Consider the following 17,729-nt stretch of genomic DNA (forward strand, 5'->3'; position numbering starts at 1 on the left):
ATTTGCAAGTGTGACGCAAGCAGCACGATGCATTCACGCTGCGGCTGGTCAGCGGGTTACGACACAGCTCGTTCAAGCCGTCACTGAGAGCGAGATGATGGGAAACTTTGCGCGATCAGCCCTTATCCGTGCCGGCGCGCAATCGGTGCGTCAACAACAAGGTGCGCGATACGACATCAGCTGCGCAAAGCAGGTTCGAGATCGGTCAAAGAGGCCCCTGAAAGTCATCCGCGTTCCCCTCGCAAGCATCATCGGCGAGCAACCAATACTCTCAGAGAAAGTTGGGACGAGCGAGTCCAAGCCAAACTCTTTTTCAGCGCGTCCGGGAAAGCGGTATTCTTTTGTTGACGCGAAACGCGACGATTGTTGCCATGCGGGCGAAAACTCGGTTGCGAAGACTCGCCTGCTGAAGTTAATGGCAAGCGGTTTTGATAGCAAAATCGAGAGCCGTCCAACAAGTGTATCGCTGGACCGACATTTCATCAGCAGTTGAATTTCCTGCCGTCGGAATGACACAAGCGCGAAGACTGTCGTTATCCATTTGCCAAATCCAAGCAGTTCCTTGCGATGCGGTGTCGCTGGCATAGTTTATCCAATAGGAGGTTGCGGCCGCCGTCGATCGATAGGTTGGATTGGACAGATTACGTTGACCCCCTCTATTCAGAAACGAAGTGATCGGCGTTGTCGGGCAGCGAGGGTCTACTTCGCCGCTGAGTCTCCTTCATAAAGCGAGCAGGTTAGTTTTTCATTTGGAACGTTATCTCGCGGCGAGATCCTTCTCCGTCGAGGCTGGTTCGAAGAACGCCTTTGCCTTTAGATGATTTCGCAGAGCGACTGGCCTGTACGGGCCGAAGCTCGTAAAGTTGCGGACCGAGCTCATCGCAAGCCTTTGATAGACCGTCTCGTGAAGTTGCGCAGTTTCTGGCACGTCGCGGACCGCTTTCGACCAACGAAATGCGGTTCCCCCATCCCGACCATGCATTCGTCGCGCATCATTCCATCGGCCGGCGGATAGAGCCGTAACAGGTTCTTGTCGACGATCACGCGCCCTGCTTGGGGAATCTTCTCGGTGATGAATTCCACCATCCAGTCGAGTGTGATGTCAGACAGCCGAGTCTCGTTCTCAGGATAGCTTCGGCTGTCACAGGTTGTTGAGATTGCAGAACCTGCGATAGGGCGGCGCCACCTCAAGCTCGAATAAGATCCTCCCGCCTATTGAGCTGCTCACCACTGTCCCCGGAGCAAAGGGCCGCCGCCACTCCACTGCGCTCTGCAAGCACAATTGTCCGATTCGCAGTCGTAAGCCGCCGATTACCCCATCCACGCATCAATAGGACTGCTCGAAGGGTGGATTTCGTCTACACTTAGGACCTAACGCTCTGATCCAACGGCAGCGCGACTTCACGAGCAACGCGTTCAAGGAATGCCGAAGCGCAAGATCGACAAGCTCGCTCGCGCAAAAGCGCGGCCCGATCCTGCCCAATGGGGTGAGGATGAAGTAATGACCCTTGTCGAGGCCGCGGCAGTGTTCTTCCCACTCGGTCCGTTGACAATATCATCGTTGCGCAGAGCCGCGGCCACTGGGACTCTTGAAATCGCCAAAGTTGCGGGCAAGGATCTGACAACCCCTCGAGCGATCTGCAAATTGGTCAAGCCGTCATGCCGGGCCGCAAAGCCAAGCCGCCACGACTCTGGTTTAGAGAGGACGATGAAACCTGGATCATCCTCGATCGTGGACGGCAAATCCGCACAGGCTGCAGCCGCGACGACATTGACGGAGCTGCGAAGGCGCTCGAGACCTATATCGGCGAGCGACATACGAGCACCATCGGGGCAACTGACCCGAACGTCCTCGCGATAGCCGACGTCCTCACTGCCTACGAAATTTCAAAGCGGCCCAAGGACACGGGCGATGAACGCGCGTGGGCACAACATGACCTGCTGCTCATTCGCTTGCTCGATCTTAACAACTTTTTTGGCGATAAAACCGTCAGTCAGCTCAAAGCTCAGCTTTGTCGCGACTTTGTCGATTGGTCCACCGGTACTGCGAACGACAATCATAGGAAAGCTGGCATCAAGCCACGCAACGGGACAGTCTCTGATCAAACCGCACGACGCCGACTTGAAGATCTACGCGCTGCCGTGAACGCCTACCACGCCGAGCATACGCTCACCGTCGTTCCAAAGATCACTCTTCCTCCTAAAGCCGAAGGACGACACCGATGGCTAACGCGCAACGAGGCAGCGCGGCTACTCGGAGCAACAATCGGCTACGTGTGGGACACCGAGCAGGAAACGTGGAAGCGCAGCGAGGATGGCGAGCTCGCGCGCCGGGAGCGGTGGATCATTCGTCGTCGCTATCCCGCGGCGCGCTTCTGCCTGATCGGTATCTACAGTGCTCGTCGCGAAGAGACCATCCGGCGCACCCAGTGGCTGCCAACAACGACCCATCCATGGATGAACCTTGACGCGATGGTCTACCAGGGCAAAGGGGCGCTGGAGCAGTCGACCAAGAAACGGCGGCCGCCGGCAAAGATCGCTAGCCGCCTGCGTCCGCATCTGATTCGATGGCGCAGGATCGACCAAGCTCGATCTGCAGAACTCCGCGCCTCAGGGGTTATGAGAGACGGTGAACAAATCCGGTTCGTCGTGAACCGCCTGCACGACGGCCAGCCGCTTGCCGGTAAGATCAGGTCAGCCTGGAATGGTATTCTGGAGGACGCCGGACTGGGCGACGACGTCGTCCGGCATTCGCTGCGCCATACAGCGGCGACATGGTTGATGCAGGCGGGCGTCGACATGTGGGAAGCCGCTGGCTGGCTCGGCATGACCGTTGAGCAATTAGAGGCCAACTATGGCCATCACCACCCGGACTTTCAGGAAGAGGCGGCGAAAGCTTTTGGGGCAGGGCGCTGAGCTGACCACTACTCTCCGCGAGCTATTCGTGCTTTGATATCGGCCAAATCAGCTCGTAGGTCCGAAGGGAGGACTTGTGGTGCTTGATGGTGTTCGATGTAGCATCCCGACAGGGGCTAGTTCCCTCGCGCTTCCCGATCGTCTTTTTTCCGATTTAGAACAGAGCAAGGCCGCCGCGGACCGCTGTTCGACGTCCTTGACGGTGCCTCGAGGGCGACAGACATGGCTGCCGAGCTTCAAATCGTTGCGCATTTCGTTGCGCACAAAAAACACAGAACCTATAAGTGCTTGAAAGAATGGTCGGAGTGGCAGGATTCGAACCTGCGACCCCTGCGTCCCGAACGCAGTGCTCTACCGGGCTGAGCCACACTCCGACTGAGAGCCGGGCTTATAGCGTCGGGTTTCAGGGACTGCAAGGGACCACAAGGCACCCAATTGAGGAATCTAGTCACAGTGGATACAGGTCTGAAAACGCACGTTTTGTCCGCCGGCGCCGCCGCCACGGCGACCGCCGCCGGGGTCCTGGCCGAGGGCGGCCTGGTGGCGTTTCCGACCGAGACCGTCTATGGCCTCGGCGCCGACGCCGGCAACGCCGCCGCGATCGCCCGCCTCTACCAGGCCAAGGGCCGGCCGGCCTTCAATCCGCTGATTGCCCATGTCGCCGATCTTGGCGCCGCCCGCCGGATTGCCCTGTTCAACGGGCAGGCCCTGCGATTGGCGGACGCGTTCTGGCCCGGTCCCCTGACCCTGGTGCTGCCGAGGGCGCTCTCCTGCCCGGTTGCGGAACTCGCGACCGCCGGGCTCGATACGGTCGCCATCCGCATCCCGGCCCACAAAGTGGCGCGCGACATCATCAAGGCTTTCGGCGGTGCCGTGGTAGCGCCGTCGGCCAATATCTCCGGCCATGTCTCGCCGACCACCGCCGAGCATGTGAACGGAGATCTCGCCGGCCGCATCGACCTGATCGTCGACGGCGGACCGGTCGAGGTCGGCGTCGAATCCACCATCGTCGGCTGCTTCTCCGATCCGGTGCTGCTGCGGCCGGGCGGGCTGACGCGCGCCGAGATCGAGCGCGTGCTCGGCCAGCCCTTGCAGTCGCCGCCGCAAGACGCGGAAGTCGACGCCCAGCCGGTTGCCCCCGGCATGCTCGCCTCGCATTACGCGCCGCGGACGCCGGTCCGGCTCAATGCCAGCGACGTCCATGTCGGCGAAGCCTTGCTGGCGTTCGGGCCGGCCAAGGTCGCGCGCAGCGAATGCGCCTCCGTGGTGATGAACCTATCCGAGCGCGGCGACCTGGCCGAGGCCGCCGCCAATCTGTTCGGCTACCTCCGTACCCTCGACAAGAGAAACGCGGATGCGATCGCGGTGACGCCCATTCCCGAGGACGGGTTGGGCGAAGCCATCAATGACCGGCTGCGCCGCGCGGCCGTTGGACGGCAACAAGCATGACCCGGACCGGAACGGCCGCGTTAGCGCCAAGCGGGAACCGGCTTTCCCTCGCGACAAACGCGAAGCGTTTGCGCGAAGGGCATGCTTGGGCAAAGATCCCCGACTGAGTGAAAGACCAAGAAAAAATGAATATCGTCCAATCAGCGGTGCCGCCGCTTCCGCCCGAATTGCTTGAAAAATTCCGCGCCATCGTCGGCGCGAAATATGCGGTGACCGACGCCGCCGACATCAAGCCTTACGTCACCGAGGAGCGCGACCTGTTCCACGGCCGTTCGCCGCTGGTGCTGCGCCCCGGTTCGACCGCCGAGGTCGCTGCGATCTGCAAGCTTGCGACCGAGCACAGGATCGCGCTGGTGCCGCAGGGCGGCAACACCGGCCTGGTCGGCGGCCAGACGCCGCACAATGGCGAGGTCGTGGTCTCGCTGCGACGGCTGGACAAGATTCGCGACATCGACGTCGAATCCAACACCATGACCTGCGAGGCCGGCGTGGTGCTGCAGATCGCGCAGCAGAAGGCAGCCGAGGTCGACCGGCTGTTTCCGCTCTCGCTCGGCGCCGAGGGCAGCTGCACGATCGGCGGCAACCTCTCGACCAACGCCGGCGGCACCGGAGCGCTCGCCTACGGCGTGGCGCGCGAAATGGCGCTCGGGGTCGAAGTCGTGCTGGCTGACGGCCGCGTGCTGAACGCGCTGTCGAAGCTGAAAAAGGACAACACCGGCTACGATTTGCGCAATCTCTTCATCGGCGCAGAAGGCACGCTCGGCATCATCACCGCGGCAACGCTAAAGCTGTTTCCGCGGCCGCGTGCGGTCGAGACCGCCTATGTCGGTCTGAAGTCGCCGGCGGCTGCACTCAAGCTGCTGTCGATCTCGCGCGATCAAGCGGCCGGTGCGCTGACGAGCTTCGAGCTGCTCGCCGACGTCGCGGTCGATTTCTCGATCCGCCACGGCATCGATATCCGCGATCCCCTGACCAGCAAGCATCCCTGGTACGTGCTGATGGAATTGTCGTCGTCGCGCGACGATGCGCGCGACACGCTGGAGGCGATCCTGGCCCAGGGCATGGAGGACGGCATCGTCGACGACGCTGTGATCGCCGCCAATCTGAGCCAGCGCCAGGCGTTCTGGAAGCTGCGCGACGAGATGTCGGCGGCGCAGAAGCCGGAAGGCGGCTCGATCAAGCACGATATCTCGGTGCCGGTCGCAGCCGTGCCCGCCTTCATCGAAGAGGCCAATGCGGCGGTGGTGAAGCTGATTCCGGGTTCGCGGCCGGTGCCGTTCGGCCATCTCGGCGACGGCAACATCCACTACAATGTCAGCCAGCCGGTCGGCGCCAATGCGGCCGACTTCCTGGCGCGCTGGCACGACGTGAATGCCGTCGTGTTCGAGATCGTGCTGCGGATGGGCGGCTCGATCTCCGCCGAGCACGGCATCGGCGTGCTGAAGCGCGACGAATTGCCCGACGTCAAGGACAAGGTCGCAATCGAGCTGATGCGGCAGGTCAAGGCGATGCTCGATCCGCTCGGCATCATGAACCCGGGCAAGGTGCTGTGACCGCGCAGGCGACGATGCCCTCCTCCTCCTCCTCCGCCGCCTCCCTCGCCATTGCACCGATCACCGATAACGACATCGCCGATGTCGTCGCGCTGTGGCAGGCCTGCGGCCTGACGCGGCCGTGGAACGATCCTGCTGCCGACATCGCGCTGGCGCGGCGCGGACCGAACTCGGCCGTGCTGGTCGGCCGCGACGCCAATGCGATCGTCGCGACCGCGATGGTCGGCCACGACGGTCATCGCGGCTGGGTCTACTACGTCGCGGTCGATCCCAACCGCCAGGGCAAGGGACTTGGCCGCACCATCATGGCGGCGGCCGAGGACTGGCTGCGCGCCGCCGGCGTGCCGAAGCTGCAACTGCTGGTGCGGCGGGAGAATGCCAAGGCCGGCGCGTTCTACCAATCGCTCGGCTATGACGAATCGACTTCGGTGATGCTGGCCAAATGGCTCGACGGTCGCGAAGCGACGCCGTGAGAGGCTTGAGGATCAACGCATGAGCATCGCCGACCGCGTCCGCGTCAAGGACGTCGAGCTGCTTTCGAAGCGCCGCTACGAGCTGAAGAGCGCAACGTTCGATTACCGGCGCGCCAACGGCGAATGGCAAACCCAGGTGCGCGAGGTCTACGACCGCGGCAACGGCGCGGCGCTGTTGCCCTACAATCTGACGTCCCGCAGCGTCGTGCTGGTGCGCCAGTTCCGCTACCCCGCCTTCGCCAACGGCTATGACGATCTCCTGATCGAGGCTGCAGCCGGCATGCTCGACGATGCCGAGCCGGAAGCACGCATTCGCGCCGAGGCGGAGGAGGAGATCGGTTACCGGCTCGCGCATGTGCGCAAGGTGTTCGAGGCCTTCACGTCTCCGGGCGCGGTGACCGAGAAGCTGCATTGCTTCGTCGCCGAATACGACGCCGCGATGCGTGTCGGTGACGGCGGCGGGCTCGCCGACGAGGGCGAGGACATCGAGGTGCTCGAGCTTGCGATCGACGACGCGCTCGCCATGATCAGCGACGGGCGCATCGTCGACGCCAAGACCATCATGCTGCTGCAATACGCCGCGCTGCATCTGTTCAGGTGAACGCGGCTTATCCCGGCCTGTGCCGGGACGCTCCCGATCTCTACCGCATGGTGATCGCAAGGCCGCTCAGATCGGCGTTGGCCATCAGACCGACCTGATGTCCGGTCAATTCAAGCACCGCGCCCTTCTGATTGGTCAGCACGATCGCGCGCGCGCCGCGTCCGACGGCAAGCCCCGCGCCGGCCGCACCGTAGACGCCGGCAACGTCGGACGGACGGTTGATGTTGCTGACGCGGCCGCGCAGCACGGTCTTGGAGCCGCCGAACACCAGGCCGTAGTCGAGGCCGCCGGTGGAGAGCCGGTAGGAGCGGCCGCGGAAGGTCAAGACGCCGCTGCCGCCGGAGCCGCCGATGATCCATCCGGCCTTGTAGATCGTGAGCGTCACGAAGCCGCTGTCGGCGCGGGCCGCGGAAGAGAACGCAAGGCCGGTGAACGCCAGCAGCGTCACCAGCGCGGCGCGAAGGGTGGATGAAAATTTCATGTGCGGTATCCCCAGGATTTGCTCGCGTCGGTTTTGCTCGCGTCGCGACACGGCTGCGAATCGCGATGCGCCGACTGTAACAAGCGCGTAAACAGGCGCAATTTGGCACAGCGATGGCCGATTTGTTGGCGGGTGCTTTCGCTCGACCAGCGTTGAACCTGTACCCGGGGTTGCAACACTCACTGCATGTCCGGGGCGTCGGCCCCTGAGCTCCAGGATTTCCCGTGGAGCATTCATTTTTCAAACCGGAGATTTCCCATGCGTCGTCTTGCGATTGCCTGTGCCGCCATTGCCGCAACCGTGTCCGTGCTTGCCGCGGCAAGCCCGGCCAGCGCCACGCCCTATCATCTGATCCGCTGGCAGGACACCGGCTTCTGCCAGATCTGGGACCAGAGCATCCCGACCACGCCGTGGCCGGCGAACTTCTCCATCGTCAGCGAGGAGCTGCCGACCTTCGACGCCGCGTTCAGCTACAAGACCGGCCTCCTGAACAACGGCACCTGCTCGTTCTGAGCGAACGCCATTCGATCACGCACAGGGCGGACACCCGGCAACAGCGCGGCGTCCGTCCTTGTGCTGTCATGTGGTGACGCGATCCAGCGTCAATGATGCTTGATCAGGGCGTCGCGCGCGGCGGCGAGTTCGAGGAATGCCGCGCCGTTGCCGCCACCGTCGGGATGCACCGTCTTGGCGGCGCGCTTGAAAGCCTGCTGGACTTCGGTCGCCGCGAGCCGGCGGCCGAACGGCAGGCCGAGCAATTGCCGGTACTGCTCCTCCTGCGTCAGCACCTTCGGCGTCAGGCCGCGCCGGCCGAACCGCGGTGCCGACAGCGCGTGCAGCGCATCGCTGATGATGCCGAGACGGCGCAGCGCCATCGACTTGGTGCGGCGGTCGGCCGATTTCAGCGCCGCCTGGCGCAAGATCGGCAGCACCTGTGCGGCCGCATGCCGCAGCGTCTCGTCGATGTCGGTCGCGGCGATCTCGGCGACCATCTTGGCGATCTCGCGATAGTCAGGGTCCGGCGCCGCGCAAAAGCGCTCGATCGCAACTTTCCAGTGTCTGATATGCGGGTCCATGATCGGTCCGTGCTGTCATCCGAATCCGGATAACAGCAACGCGCAAATGCGGCTTGGCGTTTCGGTTGGCGCAGTTTTGAATAGTGTTGTCGACAACGCTCACAAATCAGAACGAGGAAACGCCATGGCCCTTCTCGACAATCACATCGCCGTCATTACCGGTGCGGGCTCGGGTATCGGGCGTGCCATCGCACTCGGCTACGGCCGCGAGGGCGCGCGCGTGGTGCTGCTCGACATGAACGGCGATGCGGTGGCGGAAGCGGCCAGGGAGATCCGCAATGCCGGCGGCAAGGCGGAGAGCTTTGCACTCGACGTGACCAATCGCGACGCCTGCGTCGCGATGGCAAAGCAAGTGGCCGACAAGGTCGGGCCGATCTCGATCCTGGTCAACAATGCCGGCATCGCGCGCCGCAACGGCATGCTCGGCACCGACGAAGCCGTGATCAAGGATTGGGAAGACATCATCTCGATCAATCTCACCGGCGTGTTCAACGTGACGCATTCGTTCCTCGCGCCACTGCGCAAGAACAAGGGACGCATCGTCAACATCGGCTCGATCCAGTCCTTCGTGCATCTGCGCACGCCAAGCTCGCCGGCCTATACCGCCTCCAAGCACGGCGTGCTCGGCTTCACCAAGGCGTTGGCCGCCGAGCTCGGCAAGGATGGTGTGCGCGTCAATGCAATCGGGCCGGGCTTCATCGAGACGCCGTTGAACGAGAAGGTGCGCGCCACCAATCCCGACCTCGTCAAGGTCTTCATGGACCACACCCCGCTCGGCCGCGCCGGCAAGCCGGAGGACATCGTCGGCCCCGCCATCTTCCTCGCCTCGGACCTGTCGGCCTATGTCTCGGGATCGATCGTGATGGTCGATGGCGGATACCGCACATTGTGACGGATGGAACCGAAATCGTGGCGATTTCTGGGTATTTTGCTTACAGAGCAGGGAGTTAGGGGCGCGTTAAGGGCTTGTTAACCAAACCGGCACACCGTGGATCTACGGGGTAGTTGGTTCTCGATGTCTTCGCTTCACCGACGAAGCGGGCGTTGATCGGGAGGAGTTCATGTCTTACGCGTCCACCGTACCGTCGCCGGAAGCTCTGCTGCCGTCGCTGGCTCCAAATGAAATCGTCCCACTGCTGATCGGCGCGACCGTCGATGAAGTCGAGCGCGAGCTCGTGCTGCAAACGCTTGCGCGCTGCGACGGCAATCGCACCCGCGCAGCGCGCGTGCTCGGGCTGTCGGTCCGGACCTTGCGGAACAAGATCCGCGAATATTCGGCCGACGGCATCGACGTGCCGCTGAGCGAGCACGCCGCAGCCTGACCGCACGTCGATCTAGATCGGCGGGTCGATCGCAAGCCGCCGCCAGCGCGACAATAGCTCGCTGCCCTCGGCGTCGAGGCAGCGAGCGAGACGCACTTCGGTCATCGCGGCCCGTTGCAGCGTCTGCGCGACCAGCGCCGTCGCATAGTCCCAATAGTCGCGCCGCTCCTTCGGATCGTCGTCGACCAGGGATTTTGCGAGGATCTCGACATAGATCGCAACGACGGCTCTTTGCCAGAGATCACCCGCGCGCTCGCCCTCCACCGACGGCGCGCCGGTCCGCGACTGCCAGGCCAACCAATAATTTTCCTCCGCGCCGACCCAAGCGGACGGCAACAGCGATGGATCGAGGCATGGCGAGCGACACTCAAGCGGCTGCATGCCGCGCGCGTCGCAGAAGAAGCAATAGCCGAGCTTGTCGTACCAGCTGACGCGCAGCAATCTGCGAATCCCGGTCTGTTGATCCGCGGCGAGCTGCCTCACGCCCGTTCGTTCGAGATCATCGATGATCGCCGCCAGGCGATCGCGGTCATACGGCTCGACCTCGAGCACCACGCCGATATTGCGTGGAAACAGGGCGTCGAGCATTTCGATCATCTCGCGATAGAACCGGCGCGCCAGGCCGCCGCCGCGCCACGCCTTCGCGACGCCCACATAATTGCAGTAGATCAGCTCGCTTGCGTGATCGTATGTGAAGAAACCGAGGCCGATCGCGCGCCCCTCCGCGCGCAAGATGAAGCAGCGCGAGTCGAGACAATATGACAGCTTCCGACCGCCGACGCTGAACTCTCGTCGCTCGCCGACATCGTCTGACAGCACCCATCGCACAATGTCGTCGGGGGCGTCGCGCTCGTTCGGAGGAAACAGCTCGGCATAGAGGTCGAGGACGCCGGTATTGCGAAACGCCGCTTCATCGCGCAGATCGTGCGGCGTCACCACGATGTCGAACGTCAGCGCCTTTGTTGCGTCGCCTGCAACTGCCCCGCGCCTGTCGTTCAGAATCCGCAACGCGTCCTCCCGTCACGATCTTCGCATCGAATTATGACTGTTGATCGCTTGCATCAGCGGCGCCGGGCAGAATTGAAGCCGTCATCCAACCTCTGTTACAAGCGGCTTGAAATCGCGACGGAGCATATCAGTGGCTGACGAGACAATCTCCCGCCAGGGGTCACGAGGGGCGCAGGGACCGCAGGGCCGTCAGGGCGAGCCGGGTCGGCCCGGTCCGCAAGGACATCCGGGACGGCCGGGGCCGGAAGGTGCGCGCGGCAAGCCCGGTCCGCAGGGCAAGCCCGGACGGGTTGGAAAGGCGGGTCCCCAGGGCAAGCCGGGAGTGCAGGGAAAGGCAGGCGTGCAGGGTCCGCGCGGCGAAGCTGGTCCACAGGGACCGCAGGGACCGGCCGGCCCGCGCGGTGAAGCCGGCCCGCCCGGACAATTGCCGTCGATCGAGCAGGTGATGCCATGGCTGCACATGATCTTCGACGCCTGGGAAGACTACAAGCGCACCAAGGAGCGTGAAGCCGCCGAGCTCGCCGAGCGCGATGCCGCCGAGCGCGCGGCGGCGGAAGCGATCGCGCTTGACGTCGACGCCATCGACTTCGCGGATGAAGACGACGAGGACGACGATCACAAGAAAAAGAAGAAGCACCGCAAGAAGGACAAGAAGTAACCCTTCTTGTCCTCGCGCGGCGACACGGCCAGCTCCGTCCGTGTCGCGCCCGATGCCTACCGCTCCGCGCCCGGATTGGCCGGAGGATCGGAGGGCCGGGCGAGGTGCATGAGCTGGTAGACCCAGCGCATCGCGTAGTACCAGGCAACGCCCGCGAGCGCCCCGCAGGCCGACAGGATGATGACGTTGGCAAGGTCGATCGTCCCGCTCGACCACAGCATGCCGCAGGTCCAGAGCACGGCGAACGCAATCGAACAGAACGTGAGCAGGGCAGGCTTCATGGCGTCGCTCCGGGATCGGGTGAACGGCACCGATGCCCGGACGCGCGGCGCCGTACCGTGATCTGCATCACGGTACGCCCCCCTCAGCCAAACCGCAGGCGCGAACGCTCCCTCGCCTTCTCCGCCTCCACCTCGCGATCGCGCGCCGGCGCCGTGGTCTGCAACGAGATCAGGAGCTTGCGCGCGGCGGTCGAGACCTCGGCCACGGCCAGGTTGAAGGCGGCCTCATTGGACTGCGACGGCTTGTTGAAGCCGGACAGTTTGCGCACGAACTGCAGCGCCGAGGCGTGGATCTCGTCCTCGGTGGCGGGCGGCTCGAAGTTGAACAGCGTCTTGATATTGCGGCACATGTCGGTCTCCCTCGCCCGCGGCAACGGGGCGGCTCCCTCAAAGACGATCGGCTGCTGCAAAATACGACATCGTGGTCTATTCTGGCAGTCTCATCGTCCACGGTGGAGCGAGGTTCCGGATGAGCCACGTGATCTACAAGGTCGTCCAGCACGACGGCGGCTGGGCCTATACCGTCAACGGGGTGTTCTCGGAACCATTTCCTACCCACGCCGCGGCACTTGCCGCTGCCCGACGCGCCGCCAACGAGCAGCGTGTCCCAGGGCGCACCGAGGCGATCATGTACGAGACGTCAGACGGCAAATGGCTGACCGAAACCGCCTCCGGCAACGACCGCCCGGAGACCGAAGTCGAGGACGGCCGCTAGTTCACCTCGTCGCCTTCAGAACGGAACCTGGACGCCAAGCCGGTCGAAGAACGCCCGCCCCCGATCGGTGATCCGCAATGCGCGCGGAATCCGATGCGGCGCAACGCCGCGCATCTCGACCAGCCGCGCCAGCACGGCATTGGCAAACGGACCGGCGAGATGCGGCACGCGCTCGGTCCAGTCGTTGCAGAGCCGCAGATGCGGCTGCCGCGCCGGATCGAAATCGATCGCCTCGGCCCGGCACCAGGCCAGCCCCTGCTCGGTCACGCGACCACCGCGGCCGTCGATCACGACGAGGCGGCGGCGGATCAGCGCATTCGACAGCAGCACCCCGAGCTGACCCGCAAGGTGGTGGTAGCAGGTGCGCGATTGCCTGAGCTGCCCGGCCGGCATTGCACGCCGCCGCCCCACGGTGGCCTTGGCCGCAAGATCGACGAGGTTCTCGATCAGCGCCGCGACGTCGTCATCCCTGATCCGGTAATATCTGAACCTGCCCTGTGCCCACACCGACAGCACGCGGGCGTCGACCAGCTTCTGCAAATGCGCGCTGGCGCCTTGCGGCGAAATGCCGGCGACCGCAGCAAGCTCGCCCGCCGGCAACGCCTTGCCGTCGGCCAGCGCACTGACCATCGCCTCGCGGACCGGATCGCCCAAGGCCTCGGCGATCCGCGAAAATCCTGTTTGCAGGGCTTGGGATGATCCCACCGCATCGTCCTCCGGATCGCGCCGAAACGTCCTACCGCATGCGCCGTGCCGCGCAGCTCATTTCAGATTTTCCTGAAACGTCGCGGTGGCCTCTTCCGCTCAAATGGGCGGCAGTCGACGAAACGCAAGGGAACAATCATGACAGCCGGCAGCAACGACGCGGAACGCATCTACAGGCTCTGGGACGAAGCGCTCGGCAGCAAGGACCTCGAGGCAGCGCTCGCGCTCTACGCAGCCGACGCCTCGATCGAGAGCCCATTGGTGCAGCATTTGATGCAGACCAAGGACGGGATCGTCCGCGGCCGCGACGCGCTGCGCGAGTTCATCACGCGCGTGTTCCGCACCAACCCGCCGCAACGGCGGCGCTTCAAGCAGGGTTTCTTCGGCAACGGCCGCGTCCTCACCTGGGAATATCCGCGGCAGTCTCCGGACGGCGACCAGATGGATCTCGTCGAGGTCATGGAGATCGAGCACGGCCTGATCCAGCGTCACCGCGTCTATTGGGGCTGGTACGCACTCAACGTGCTGAAGGCGAGTTAACCGGACACTTCTGCGTCACGCGCGTGGACGACGCTTTCCGTCATGCTAGGCTTGCACCGACGCGGCTGGACAAATGCGCCGCGCGTGGGGAGAAGCACCATGATCCGTTTGTGCGCGGCGCTTGCGGCCGCTCTCGTCTCGATGTCGGTACCGGCCATGGCTGCAGATTACCCCACGCCGCAGGATGGCGAGTGGACCGCGAATGACTTCAAGTTTCATAGCGGCGAGGTGATGCCGGAACTGCGGCTGCACTACACCACGGTCGGTGCGCCGACCGGACAGCCGGTGCTGGTGCTGCACAGCTCCGGCGGCTCGGCCGCCAGCATGCTGACGCCGAGCTTTGCCGGCCAGTTGTTCGGCCCCGGCCAGCTGCTCGACGCGGCGAAATACTACATCATCATCCCCGACGGCATCGGGCACGGCAAATCGTCGAAGCCGTCGGACGCGATGCGGACCAGCTTTCCGAAATACGACTACAACGACATGGTCGACGCGCAGTATAGGCTCGTCACCGAAGGACTCGGCATCAAGCATCTGCGGCTCGTGATCGGCAACTCGATGGGCGGCATGCACACCTGGATCTGGGGCGTGCGCTATCCCCGGATGATGGACGTGCTGGTGCCGATGGCCTCGCAGCCATCAGCGATGGCGGCACGCAACTGGATGCTGCGGCGGACGATGCTGGAAACGATCCGCAACGATCCCGACTACAATGGCGGCAACTACACCAGCCAGCCGCGGATGATGAAATACGCCATCGCCGCCTATCGCTTTGCCAGCGCCGGCGGCACGCTCGGCTACCAGACCCTGGCGCCGAGCGTAGCGCAGGCCGACAAGCTGGTCGACGACCAGCTGGCGTTGCCGGTCACCGCGGATGCCAACGACTACATCTATCAATGGGAGGCCTCGCACGATTACGATCCCTCCGCCGGACTGGAAAAGATCGAGGCAACCCTGCTTGCCATCAATGCCGCCGACGATGAACGCAATCCGCCGGAGACCGGCGTTACTGAAGCTGCAGTGAAGCGGATCAAGAACGGCAGGATTGATCTGATCCCGGCAAGCAGCGAGACACGCGGCCATCTCACCACCGGCGATGCGAAGTTCTATGCCAGGCAGTTGCAGGAACTGTTGCAGACGGCGCCGACGATGTAGCGATCGAGGTCCGGGCGATGTCCGCTGATCGCTTCCGCCGTATTGCACTCGACCTGCCCGAGGTCGTTGAAGGCGCGCATCACGGCACAACAGATTTCCGCGTCGGCAAGCGCATCTTCGCGACGCTCGGCTATCCCGACCAGGATTGGGGCATGGTGAAGCTGACACCCGAGCAACAGGCGATGGTGGTCGAGGCCGAGCCGGAGATTTTCCGACCGGTGCCGGGCGGCTGGGGCAAGAGCGGCAGCACCAATGTCCGCCTCGCGAAGGCTGATCAGGTCACGCTGCGCAGCGCGCTGAAAATGGCGCGGGACAATTTCGCGGTGAAACCCGCGAAGAAGGCGCGTGCGAAACAATCATCCTGAGCGCAACCATCCCGCACTGCATCACGCCTGACTGCGCGGCTTCGCCGATTCTTTGAGCATGCATCCCGCGCGCGGTTCGTGCCTAATCGCGCAAACACCGGATTCGCGCGACGCTATGCGCGGGTCACGTAGAGATTTTTGCCGGAGGAAGGCAATGCGAAGGCTCACGCATGTCGCGGTGCTTGCGTGGCTCGCCGTGATGGCGGGCGCTGCACTGGCGTTCGACAACGGCCAATACGACAACGTGCCGCCCGATATCCGCGCCTGGTTCAAGAGCGTGATCGCGCCGAATGGCGTGCCGTGCTGCGACATCTCCGACGGCCATCGCACCAGCTACGACGTTCGGGGCGGCGCCTATTGGGTGCCGATCGAAGGCGAGTGGATGATGGTGCCGGAGCGCGCCGTGATCCGCGGTCGCGGCAATCCGGTCGGCGAGGCCGTGGTGTGGTACGTGCACCACCGCGGCAGCATCATCATCAGCTGCTTCGTTCCGGCGGATGCTGTCTGAACGGCGCCCGCCGTCTGCGCGGGAGGTCGCGTCAATTTGAAACAGTTACTCTCTGTTAACCTTACTTTTTAACCAATAATTAAGGATGAGTTTGCGGGCGCCATGAGGCGCGGCCTAGCGTCTGCAGAAATGCTCCGTAACCGCGAGTTGGTGCGTGCCATGGCTCTTCGAAGAATGGCGTATCGAACATATGGGGTGCTGATGGCCTCCCTTGGCGTCGCAGCGCTGCTGCTGGCCTCCCCGACCGAAACCTATGCGAGATCCGGATCCGCGGCGCGCGGCACGTTCTCCTCGCACCATCCGGCCTTCCGCCATCATGTGCGGGTGCCCGGCATCGTGTTGCCGGACGCGGGCGGATATTATGATGGTGCGGCGAGCGTTCCCTTCGCCGCCGAGGTCCCGCCGCCGGTCTCCAACGACGTCCGCTACACCTACACCCAGGACGTGCCGTGGGATTGGGCGCATCGCTATCCGCCGGCCGTGGTGCCGTCGGATCGCCCCTATGTGTCGAGCTGTCCCACCGAGAGCGTCACGGTGCCCGGACGCGGCGGCGACCGCACCGTCAACATCATGCGGTGCTACTGACGAATAGCTCTATCCCTTTCGCAAAAACAAAAGAGGCCGCCCGCAAGGACGGCCTCTCGTATTTTGCCCGACGCTCAGTGCGCCGGCAGACAGCCGGTCAGGAATCCTCGCCCTTCAGATGTCCGACGTGCTTCTGGGTGTAGAGCTCAAGGCCAATGCGCTTGATCAGGTCGAGCTGGGTCTCGAGGAAGTCGATGTGGTCTTCCTCATCCTTCATCAGCTGCTCGAACAGGTCGCGGCTGACATAGTCCTTGACGCCGTGGCAGTAGGTCGCCGCCTCCTGGTAGAGCGTGCGCGCGCCGATCTCGGCGGCGAGGTCACACTCGATGATCTCCTTGACGTCCTGGCCGATCTTCAGGGGATCGAGCACCTGCAGGTTCGGGAAGCCGTCGAGGAAGAGGATGCGATCGACGAATTTGTCGGCGTGCTCCATCTCCTCGATGGACTCCTTGCGCCAGACCTTGGCCATCTCCAGGAGGCCCCAATTGTTGAGCATCCGGTAGTGCAGCCAGTACTGATTGATGGCGGTCAGTTCGCTGCGCAGCCCCTTGTTCAGATAATCGATGACCTTCGGGTCGCCTTGCATGATCCACTCCACCTGTCGCGGCCAACCTTGGCCGGCACTGAATTTAGAATCTTTCTAAATCAGATTACCGGCAAGAGCAACTCTTCGCAGAAGCGGCGCCTGGATAACCGGATTCGGGGGATTTGGTGAAATCAGCAGGCCGCGAGCGCGAATTCAGCCGGCTCGGCGTCCTCGTTGTCGGCGTGCGGATGGCCGCTGTGGGGGCAGCCGGAGCAGCAGGCCTTGGCGCAGGGACCGAGCGCCTCGTCGATGATTGCCTTGATGGTGCGCGCGCAGCGGCCGCATTCGGCACTGCAGCCGAGGCAGCCGTACACCTGCTTGGCATTTCGTGTCACGGACCCACCGCCGTTGACGGCATTGCGGACATCGTGGTCGCTGAGGACGTTACAGGAACAGACGATCATCGGAGAAAGGCGGGGTCCAACGGTGATACTTCCCAGTATGGATATTGTCGGCTCCCGCGCGATGCAAAAGGAAAAAGCGGTTTTTGTAGCAATTCCAAACTGATGCGGGATTCATATTGGAATGAGTCTAAATCGCTCGGAGGTCGAACCCGCTGGGTGACCGGACGGGCCAATAAGCGCTGTCTTCGCCGCCGACCGCCATGAGCACACGCCTCGCCGCGGCGCTATCGGGCTTGTGCGTTGCAAGAAACTGCAAAAGCTGCAAGCATTTGGTCGCGAATGCGGCAGCGTCATTCATTGATCATTCAAGCTGAATATGGAACCCTCCGGCGAGACAGATCGCCAATG

The 17,729-nt window shown here is 63.5% G+C and carries 25 protein-coding genes and 1 tRNA gene; 16 read left to right on the forward strand and 10 right to left on the reverse strand.

Annotated features, from left to right (window positions below):
• Positions 1-97 precede the first annotated feature (97 nt).
• A complete protein-coding gene (locus tag E2I15_RS23605; RefSeq protein WP_137478111.1) occupies positions 98-493 on the forward strand; it encodes a hypothetical protein in 396 nt (131 codons plus the stop codon).
• A 383-nt stretch (positions 494-876) separates the two neighbouring features.
• On the opposite strand, the gene E2I15_RS23610 is transcribed toward E2I15_RS23605, so the two are convergent.
• Positions 877-1,083 (reverse strand): hypothetical protein, encoded by a 207-nt coding sequence (locus E2I15_RS23610; RefSeq protein WP_137478112.1) that lies wholly within the window; start codon positions 1,081-1,083, stop codon positions 877-879.
• Positions 1,084-1,659: 576 nt separating this feature from the next.
• Here E2I15_RS23610 and E2I15_RS23615 point away from each other — a divergent pair.
• A complete protein-coding gene (locus E2I15_RS23615; RefSeq protein WP_137478113.1) occupies positions 1,660-2,916 on the forward strand; it encodes a site-specific integrase in 1,257 nt (418 codons plus the stop codon).
• A 297-nt stretch (positions 2,917-3,213) separates the two neighbouring features.
• On the opposite strand, the gene E2I15_RS23620 is transcribed toward E2I15_RS23615, so the two are convergent.
• Positions 3,214-3,290 (reverse strand) — tRNA-Pro (locus tag E2I15_RS23620).
• A gap of 79 nt (positions 3,291-3,369) precedes the next feature.
• Between E2I15_RS23620 and E2I15_RS23625 the strand changes: the two genes are divergently transcribed.
• The 4 genes from E2I15_RS23625 to E2I15_RS23640 all read left to right on the forward strand — a co-directional run bounded on the left by E2I15_RS23625 (position 3,370) and on the right by E2I15_RS23640 (position 6,992).
• Positions 3,370-4,365 (forward strand): L-threonylcarbamoyladenylate synthase, encoded by a 996-nt coding sequence (locus E2I15_RS23625; RefSeq protein ID WP_137478114.1) that lies wholly within the window; start codon positions 3,370-3,372, stop codon positions 4,363-4,365.
• A gap of 125 nt (positions 4,366-4,490) precedes the next feature.
• Positions 4,491-5,918 (forward strand): FAD-binding oxidoreductase, encoded by a 1,428-nt coding sequence (locus tag E2I15_RS23630; RefSeq protein WP_137478115.1) that lies wholly within the window; start codon positions 4,491-4,493, stop codon positions 5,916-5,918.
• Positions 5,919-5,932: 14 nt separating this feature from the next.
• Positions 5,933-6,391 carry a GNAT family acetyltransferase gene (locus tag E2I15_RS23635; RefSeq protein ID WP_155262530.1) on the forward strand — a complete coding sequence of 153 codons (459 nt, stop codon included), beginning with the start codon at positions 5,933-5,935 and terminating at the stop codon, positions 6,389-6,391.
• 19 nt (positions 6,392-6,410) lie between these two features.
• Entirely contained in the window at positions 6,411-6,992 is a 582-nt protein-coding gene (locus E2I15_RS23640) for an NUDIX hydrolase (protein WP_137478117.1), read from the forward strand.
• Positions 6,993-7,032: 40 nt separating this feature from the next.
• Here the strand turns inward: E2I15_RS23640 and E2I15_RS23645 are convergent, their stop codons facing one another.
• Positions 7,033-7,473: a hypothetical protein gene (locus E2I15_RS23645; RefSeq protein WP_137478118.1), complete on the reverse strand. Its 441-nt coding sequence runs from the start codon at positions 7,471-7,473 to the stop codon at positions 7,033-7,035.
• A gap of 258 nt (positions 7,474-7,731) precedes the next feature.
• On the opposite strand from E2I15_RS23645, the gene E2I15_RS23650 reads away from it, so the two are divergent.
• On the forward strand, positions 7,732-7,986 hold the full coding sequence (locus E2I15_RS23650; RefSeq protein WP_016840959.1) for a hypothetical protein: 255 nt from the start codon (positions 7,732-7,734) through the stop codon (positions 7,984-7,986).
• 89 nt (positions 7,987-8,075) lie between these two features.
• On the opposite strand, the gene E2I15_RS23655 is transcribed toward E2I15_RS23650, so the two are convergent.
• Positions 8,076-8,549: a hypothetical protein gene (locus E2I15_RS23655; protein WP_137478119.1), complete on the reverse strand. Its 474-nt coding sequence runs from the start codon at positions 8,547-8,549 to the stop codon at positions 8,076-8,078.
• Between the two features lie 124 nt (positions 8,550-8,673).
• Between E2I15_RS23655 and E2I15_RS23660 the strand changes: the two genes are divergently transcribed.
• Positions 8,674-9,441 carry an SDR family NAD(P)-dependent oxidoreductase gene (locus E2I15_RS23660; protein ID WP_137478120.1) on the forward strand — a complete coding sequence of 256 codons (768 nt, stop codon included), beginning with the start codon at positions 8,674-8,676 and terminating at the stop codon, positions 9,439-9,441.
• A gap of 169 nt (positions 9,442-9,610) precedes the next feature.
• A complete protein-coding gene (locus E2I15_RS23665; protein WP_016840962.1) occupies positions 9,611-9,871 on the forward strand; it encodes a helix-turn-helix domain-containing protein in 261 nt (86 codons plus the stop codon).
• A 12-nt stretch (positions 9,872-9,883) separates the two neighbouring features.
• Here the strand turns inward: E2I15_RS23665 and E2I15_RS23670 are convergent, their stop codons facing one another.
• Complete coding sequence (locus E2I15_RS23670; RefSeq protein ID WP_137478121.1) at positions 9,884-10,879, reverse strand: GNAT family N-acetyltransferase; 996 nt, start codon at positions 10,877-10,879, stop codon at positions 9,884-9,886.
• 130 nt (positions 10,880-11,009) lie between these two features.
• Here E2I15_RS23670 and E2I15_RS23675 point away from each other — a divergent pair, with 130 nt between their 5' ends.
• A complete protein-coding gene (locus E2I15_RS23675) occupies positions 11,010-11,537 on the forward strand; it encodes a collagen-like domain-containing protein (protein WP_137478122.1) in 528 nt (175 codons plus the stop codon).
• 56 nt (positions 11,538-11,593) lie between these two features.
• On the opposite strand, the gene E2I15_RS23680 is transcribed toward E2I15_RS23675, so the two are convergent.
• Together E2I15_RS23680 and E2I15_RS23685 are read right to left on the reverse strand one after the other, a co-directional pair.
• Positions 11,594-11,818, reverse strand: a complete 225-nt coding sequence (locus tag E2I15_RS23680) for a hypothetical protein (RefSeq protein WP_137478123.1) — start codon at positions 11,816-11,818, stop codon at positions 11,594-11,596.
• 83 nt (positions 11,819-11,901) lie between these two features.
• The gene (locus tag E2I15_RS23685) at positions 11,902-12,168 is read right to left on the reverse strand and encodes a DUF2277 domain-containing protein (protein ID WP_028342996.1); all 267 of its coding nucleotides are present in this window, start codon (positions 12,166-12,168) and stop codon (positions 11,902-11,904) included.
• A gap of 119 nt (positions 12,169-12,287) precedes the next feature.
• Between E2I15_RS23685 and E2I15_RS23690 the strand changes: the two genes are divergently transcribed.
• Entirely contained in the window at positions 12,288-12,533 is a 246-nt protein-coding gene (locus E2I15_RS23690) for a DUF2188 domain-containing protein (protein WP_137478124.1), read from the forward strand.
• Positions 12,534-12,548: 15 nt separating this feature from the next.
• On the opposite strand, the gene E2I15_RS23695 is transcribed toward E2I15_RS23690, so the two are convergent.
• Positions 12,549-13,238: an ArsR/SmtB family transcription factor gene (locus tag E2I15_RS23695; RefSeq protein ID WP_137478125.1), complete on the reverse strand. Its 690-nt coding sequence runs from the start codon at positions 13,236-13,238 to the stop codon at positions 12,549-12,551.
• A 138-nt stretch (positions 13,239-13,376) separates the two neighbouring features.
• Between E2I15_RS23695 and E2I15_RS23700 the strand changes: the two genes are divergently transcribed.
• The 5 genes from E2I15_RS23700 (at position 13,377) to E2I15_RS23720 (ending at position 16,391) form a co-directional block, all read left to right on the forward strand.
• Positions 13,377-13,778 carry a nuclear transport factor 2 family protein gene (locus E2I15_RS23700; RefSeq protein WP_196238932.1) on the forward strand — a complete coding sequence of 134 codons (402 nt, stop codon included), beginning with the start codon at positions 13,377-13,379 and terminating at the stop codon, positions 13,776-13,778.
• Positions 13,779-13,877: 99 nt separating this feature from the next.
• Positions 13,878-14,933: an alpha/beta fold hydrolase gene (locus E2I15_RS23705; RefSeq protein ID WP_137478127.1), complete on the forward strand. Its 1,056-nt coding sequence runs from the start codon at positions 13,878-13,880 to the stop codon at positions 14,931-14,933.
• Between the two features lie 17 nt (positions 14,934-14,950).
• On the forward strand, positions 14,951-15,298 hold the full coding sequence (locus tag E2I15_RS23710) for an MmcQ/YjbR family DNA-binding protein (protein ID WP_137478128.1): 348 nt from the start codon (positions 14,951-14,953) through the stop codon (positions 15,296-15,298).
• 154 nt (positions 15,299-15,452) lie between these two features.
• Entirely contained in the window at positions 15,453-15,806 is a 354-nt protein-coding gene (locus E2I15_RS23715) for a hypothetical protein (RefSeq protein ID WP_137478129.1), read from the forward strand.
• A 174-nt stretch (positions 15,807-15,980) separates the two neighbouring features.
• Entirely contained in the window at positions 15,981-16,391 is a 411-nt protein-coding gene (locus E2I15_RS23720; RefSeq protein ID WP_137478130.1) for a hypothetical protein, read from the forward strand.
• A 97-nt stretch (positions 16,392-16,488) separates the two neighbouring features.
• On the opposite strand, the gene bfr is transcribed toward E2I15_RS23720, so the two are convergent.
• Complete coding sequence (gene bfr, locus E2I15_RS23725) at positions 16,489-16,977, reverse strand: bacterioferritin (RefSeq protein ID WP_026193251.1); 489 nt, start codon at positions 16,975-16,977, stop codon at positions 16,489-16,491.
• A gap of 131 nt (positions 16,978-17,108) precedes the next feature.
• Complete coding sequence (locus E2I15_RS23730) at positions 17,109-17,381, reverse strand: (2Fe-2S)-binding protein (protein ID WP_137478131.1); 273 nt, start codon at positions 17,379-17,381, stop codon at positions 17,109-17,111.
• Between the last annotated feature and the right edge of the window lie 348 nt (positions 17,382-17,729).

Origin of the sequence: Bradyrhizobium sp. BR2003 (assembly GCF_009720285.1) — a bacterium.
Lineage (GTDB): Bacteria > Pseudomonadota > Alphaproteobacteria > Rhizobiales > Xanthobacteraceae > Bradyrhizobium > Bradyrhizobium elkanii.

Bases quoted from the DNA above. Each gene is read 5' to 3' on its own strand.
- E2I15_RS23645 (WP_137478118.1), bottom strand. From the start codon at position 7,473: ATGAAATTTTCATCCACCCTTCGCGCCGCGCTGGTGACGCTGCTGGCG.
- E2I15_RS23685 (WP_028342996.1), bottom strand. From the start codon at position 12,168: ATGTGCCGCAATATCAAGACGCTGTTCAACTTCGAGCCGCCCGCCACC.
- E2I15_RS23710 (WP_137478128.1), top strand. From the start codon at position 14,951: ATGTCCGCTGATCGCTTCCGCCGTATTGCACTCGACCTGCCCGAGGTC.
- E2I15_RS23630 (WP_137478115.1), top strand. From the start codon at position 4,491: ATGAATATCGTCCAATCAGCGGTGCCGCCGCTTCCGCCCGAATTGCTT.
- E2I15_RS23655 (WP_137478119.1), bottom strand. From the start codon at position 8,549: ATGGACCCGCATATCAGACACTGGAAAGTTGCGATCGAGCGCTTTTGC.
- E2I15_RS23665 (WP_016840962.1), top strand. From the start codon at position 9,611: ATGTCTTACGCGTCCACCGTACCGTCGCCGGAAGCTCTGCTGCCGTCG.
- E2I15_RS23730 (WP_137478131.1), bottom strand. From the start codon at position 17,381: ATGATCGTCTGTTCCTGTAACGTCCTCAGCGACCACGATGTCCGCAAT.
- E2I15_RS23640 (WP_137478117.1), top strand. From the start codon at position 6,411: ATGAGCATCGCCGACCGCGTCCGCGTCAAGGACGTCGAGCTGCTTTCG.
- E2I15_RS23605 (WP_137478111.1), top strand. From the start codon at position 98: ATGGGAAACTTTGCGCGATCAGCCCTTATCCGTGCCGGCGCGCAATCG.
- E2I15_RS23700 (WP_196238932.1), top strand. From the start codon at position 13,377: ATGACAGCCGGCAGCAACGACGCGGAACGCATCTACAGGCTCTGGGAC.
- E2I15_RS23715 (WP_137478129.1), top strand. From the start codon at position 15,453: ATGCGAAGGCTCACGCATGTCGCGGTGCTTGCGTGGCTCGCCGTGATG.
- E2I15_RS23720 (WP_137478130.1), top strand. From the start codon at position 15,981: ATGGCGTATCGAACATATGGGGTGCTGATGGCCTCCCTTGGCGTCGCA.
- E2I15_RS23705 (WP_137478127.1), top strand. From the start codon at position 13,878: ATGATCCGTTTGTGCGCGGCGCTTGCGGCCGCTCTCGTCTCGATGTCG.
- E2I15_RS23650 (WP_016840959.1), top strand. From the start codon at position 7,732: ATGCGTCGTCTTGCGATTGCCTGTGCCGCCATTGCCGCAACCGTGTCC.
- E2I15_RS23690 (WP_137478124.1), top strand. From the start codon at position 12,288: ATGAGCCACGTGATCTACAAGGTCGTCCAGCACGACGGCGGCTGGGCC.
- bfr (WP_026193251.1), bottom strand. From the start codon at position 16,977: ATGCAAGGCGACCCGAAGGTCATCGATTATCTGAACAAGGGGCTGCGC.
- E2I15_RS23635 (WP_155262530.1), top strand. From the start codon at position 5,933: ATGCCCTCCTCCTCCTCCTCCGCCGCCTCCCTCGCCATTGCACCGATC.
- E2I15_RS23680 (WP_137478123.1), bottom strand. From the start codon at position 11,818: ATGAAGCCTGCCCTGCTCACGTTCTGTTCGATTGCGTTCGCCGTGCTC.
- E2I15_RS23660 (WP_137478120.1), top strand. From the start codon at position 8,674: ATGGCCCTTCTCGACAATCACATCGCCGTCATTACCGGTGCGGGCTCG.
- E2I15_RS23615 (WP_137478113.1), top strand. From the start codon at position 1,660: ATGCCGGGCCGCAAAGCCAAGCCGCCACGACTCTGGTTTAGAGAGGAC.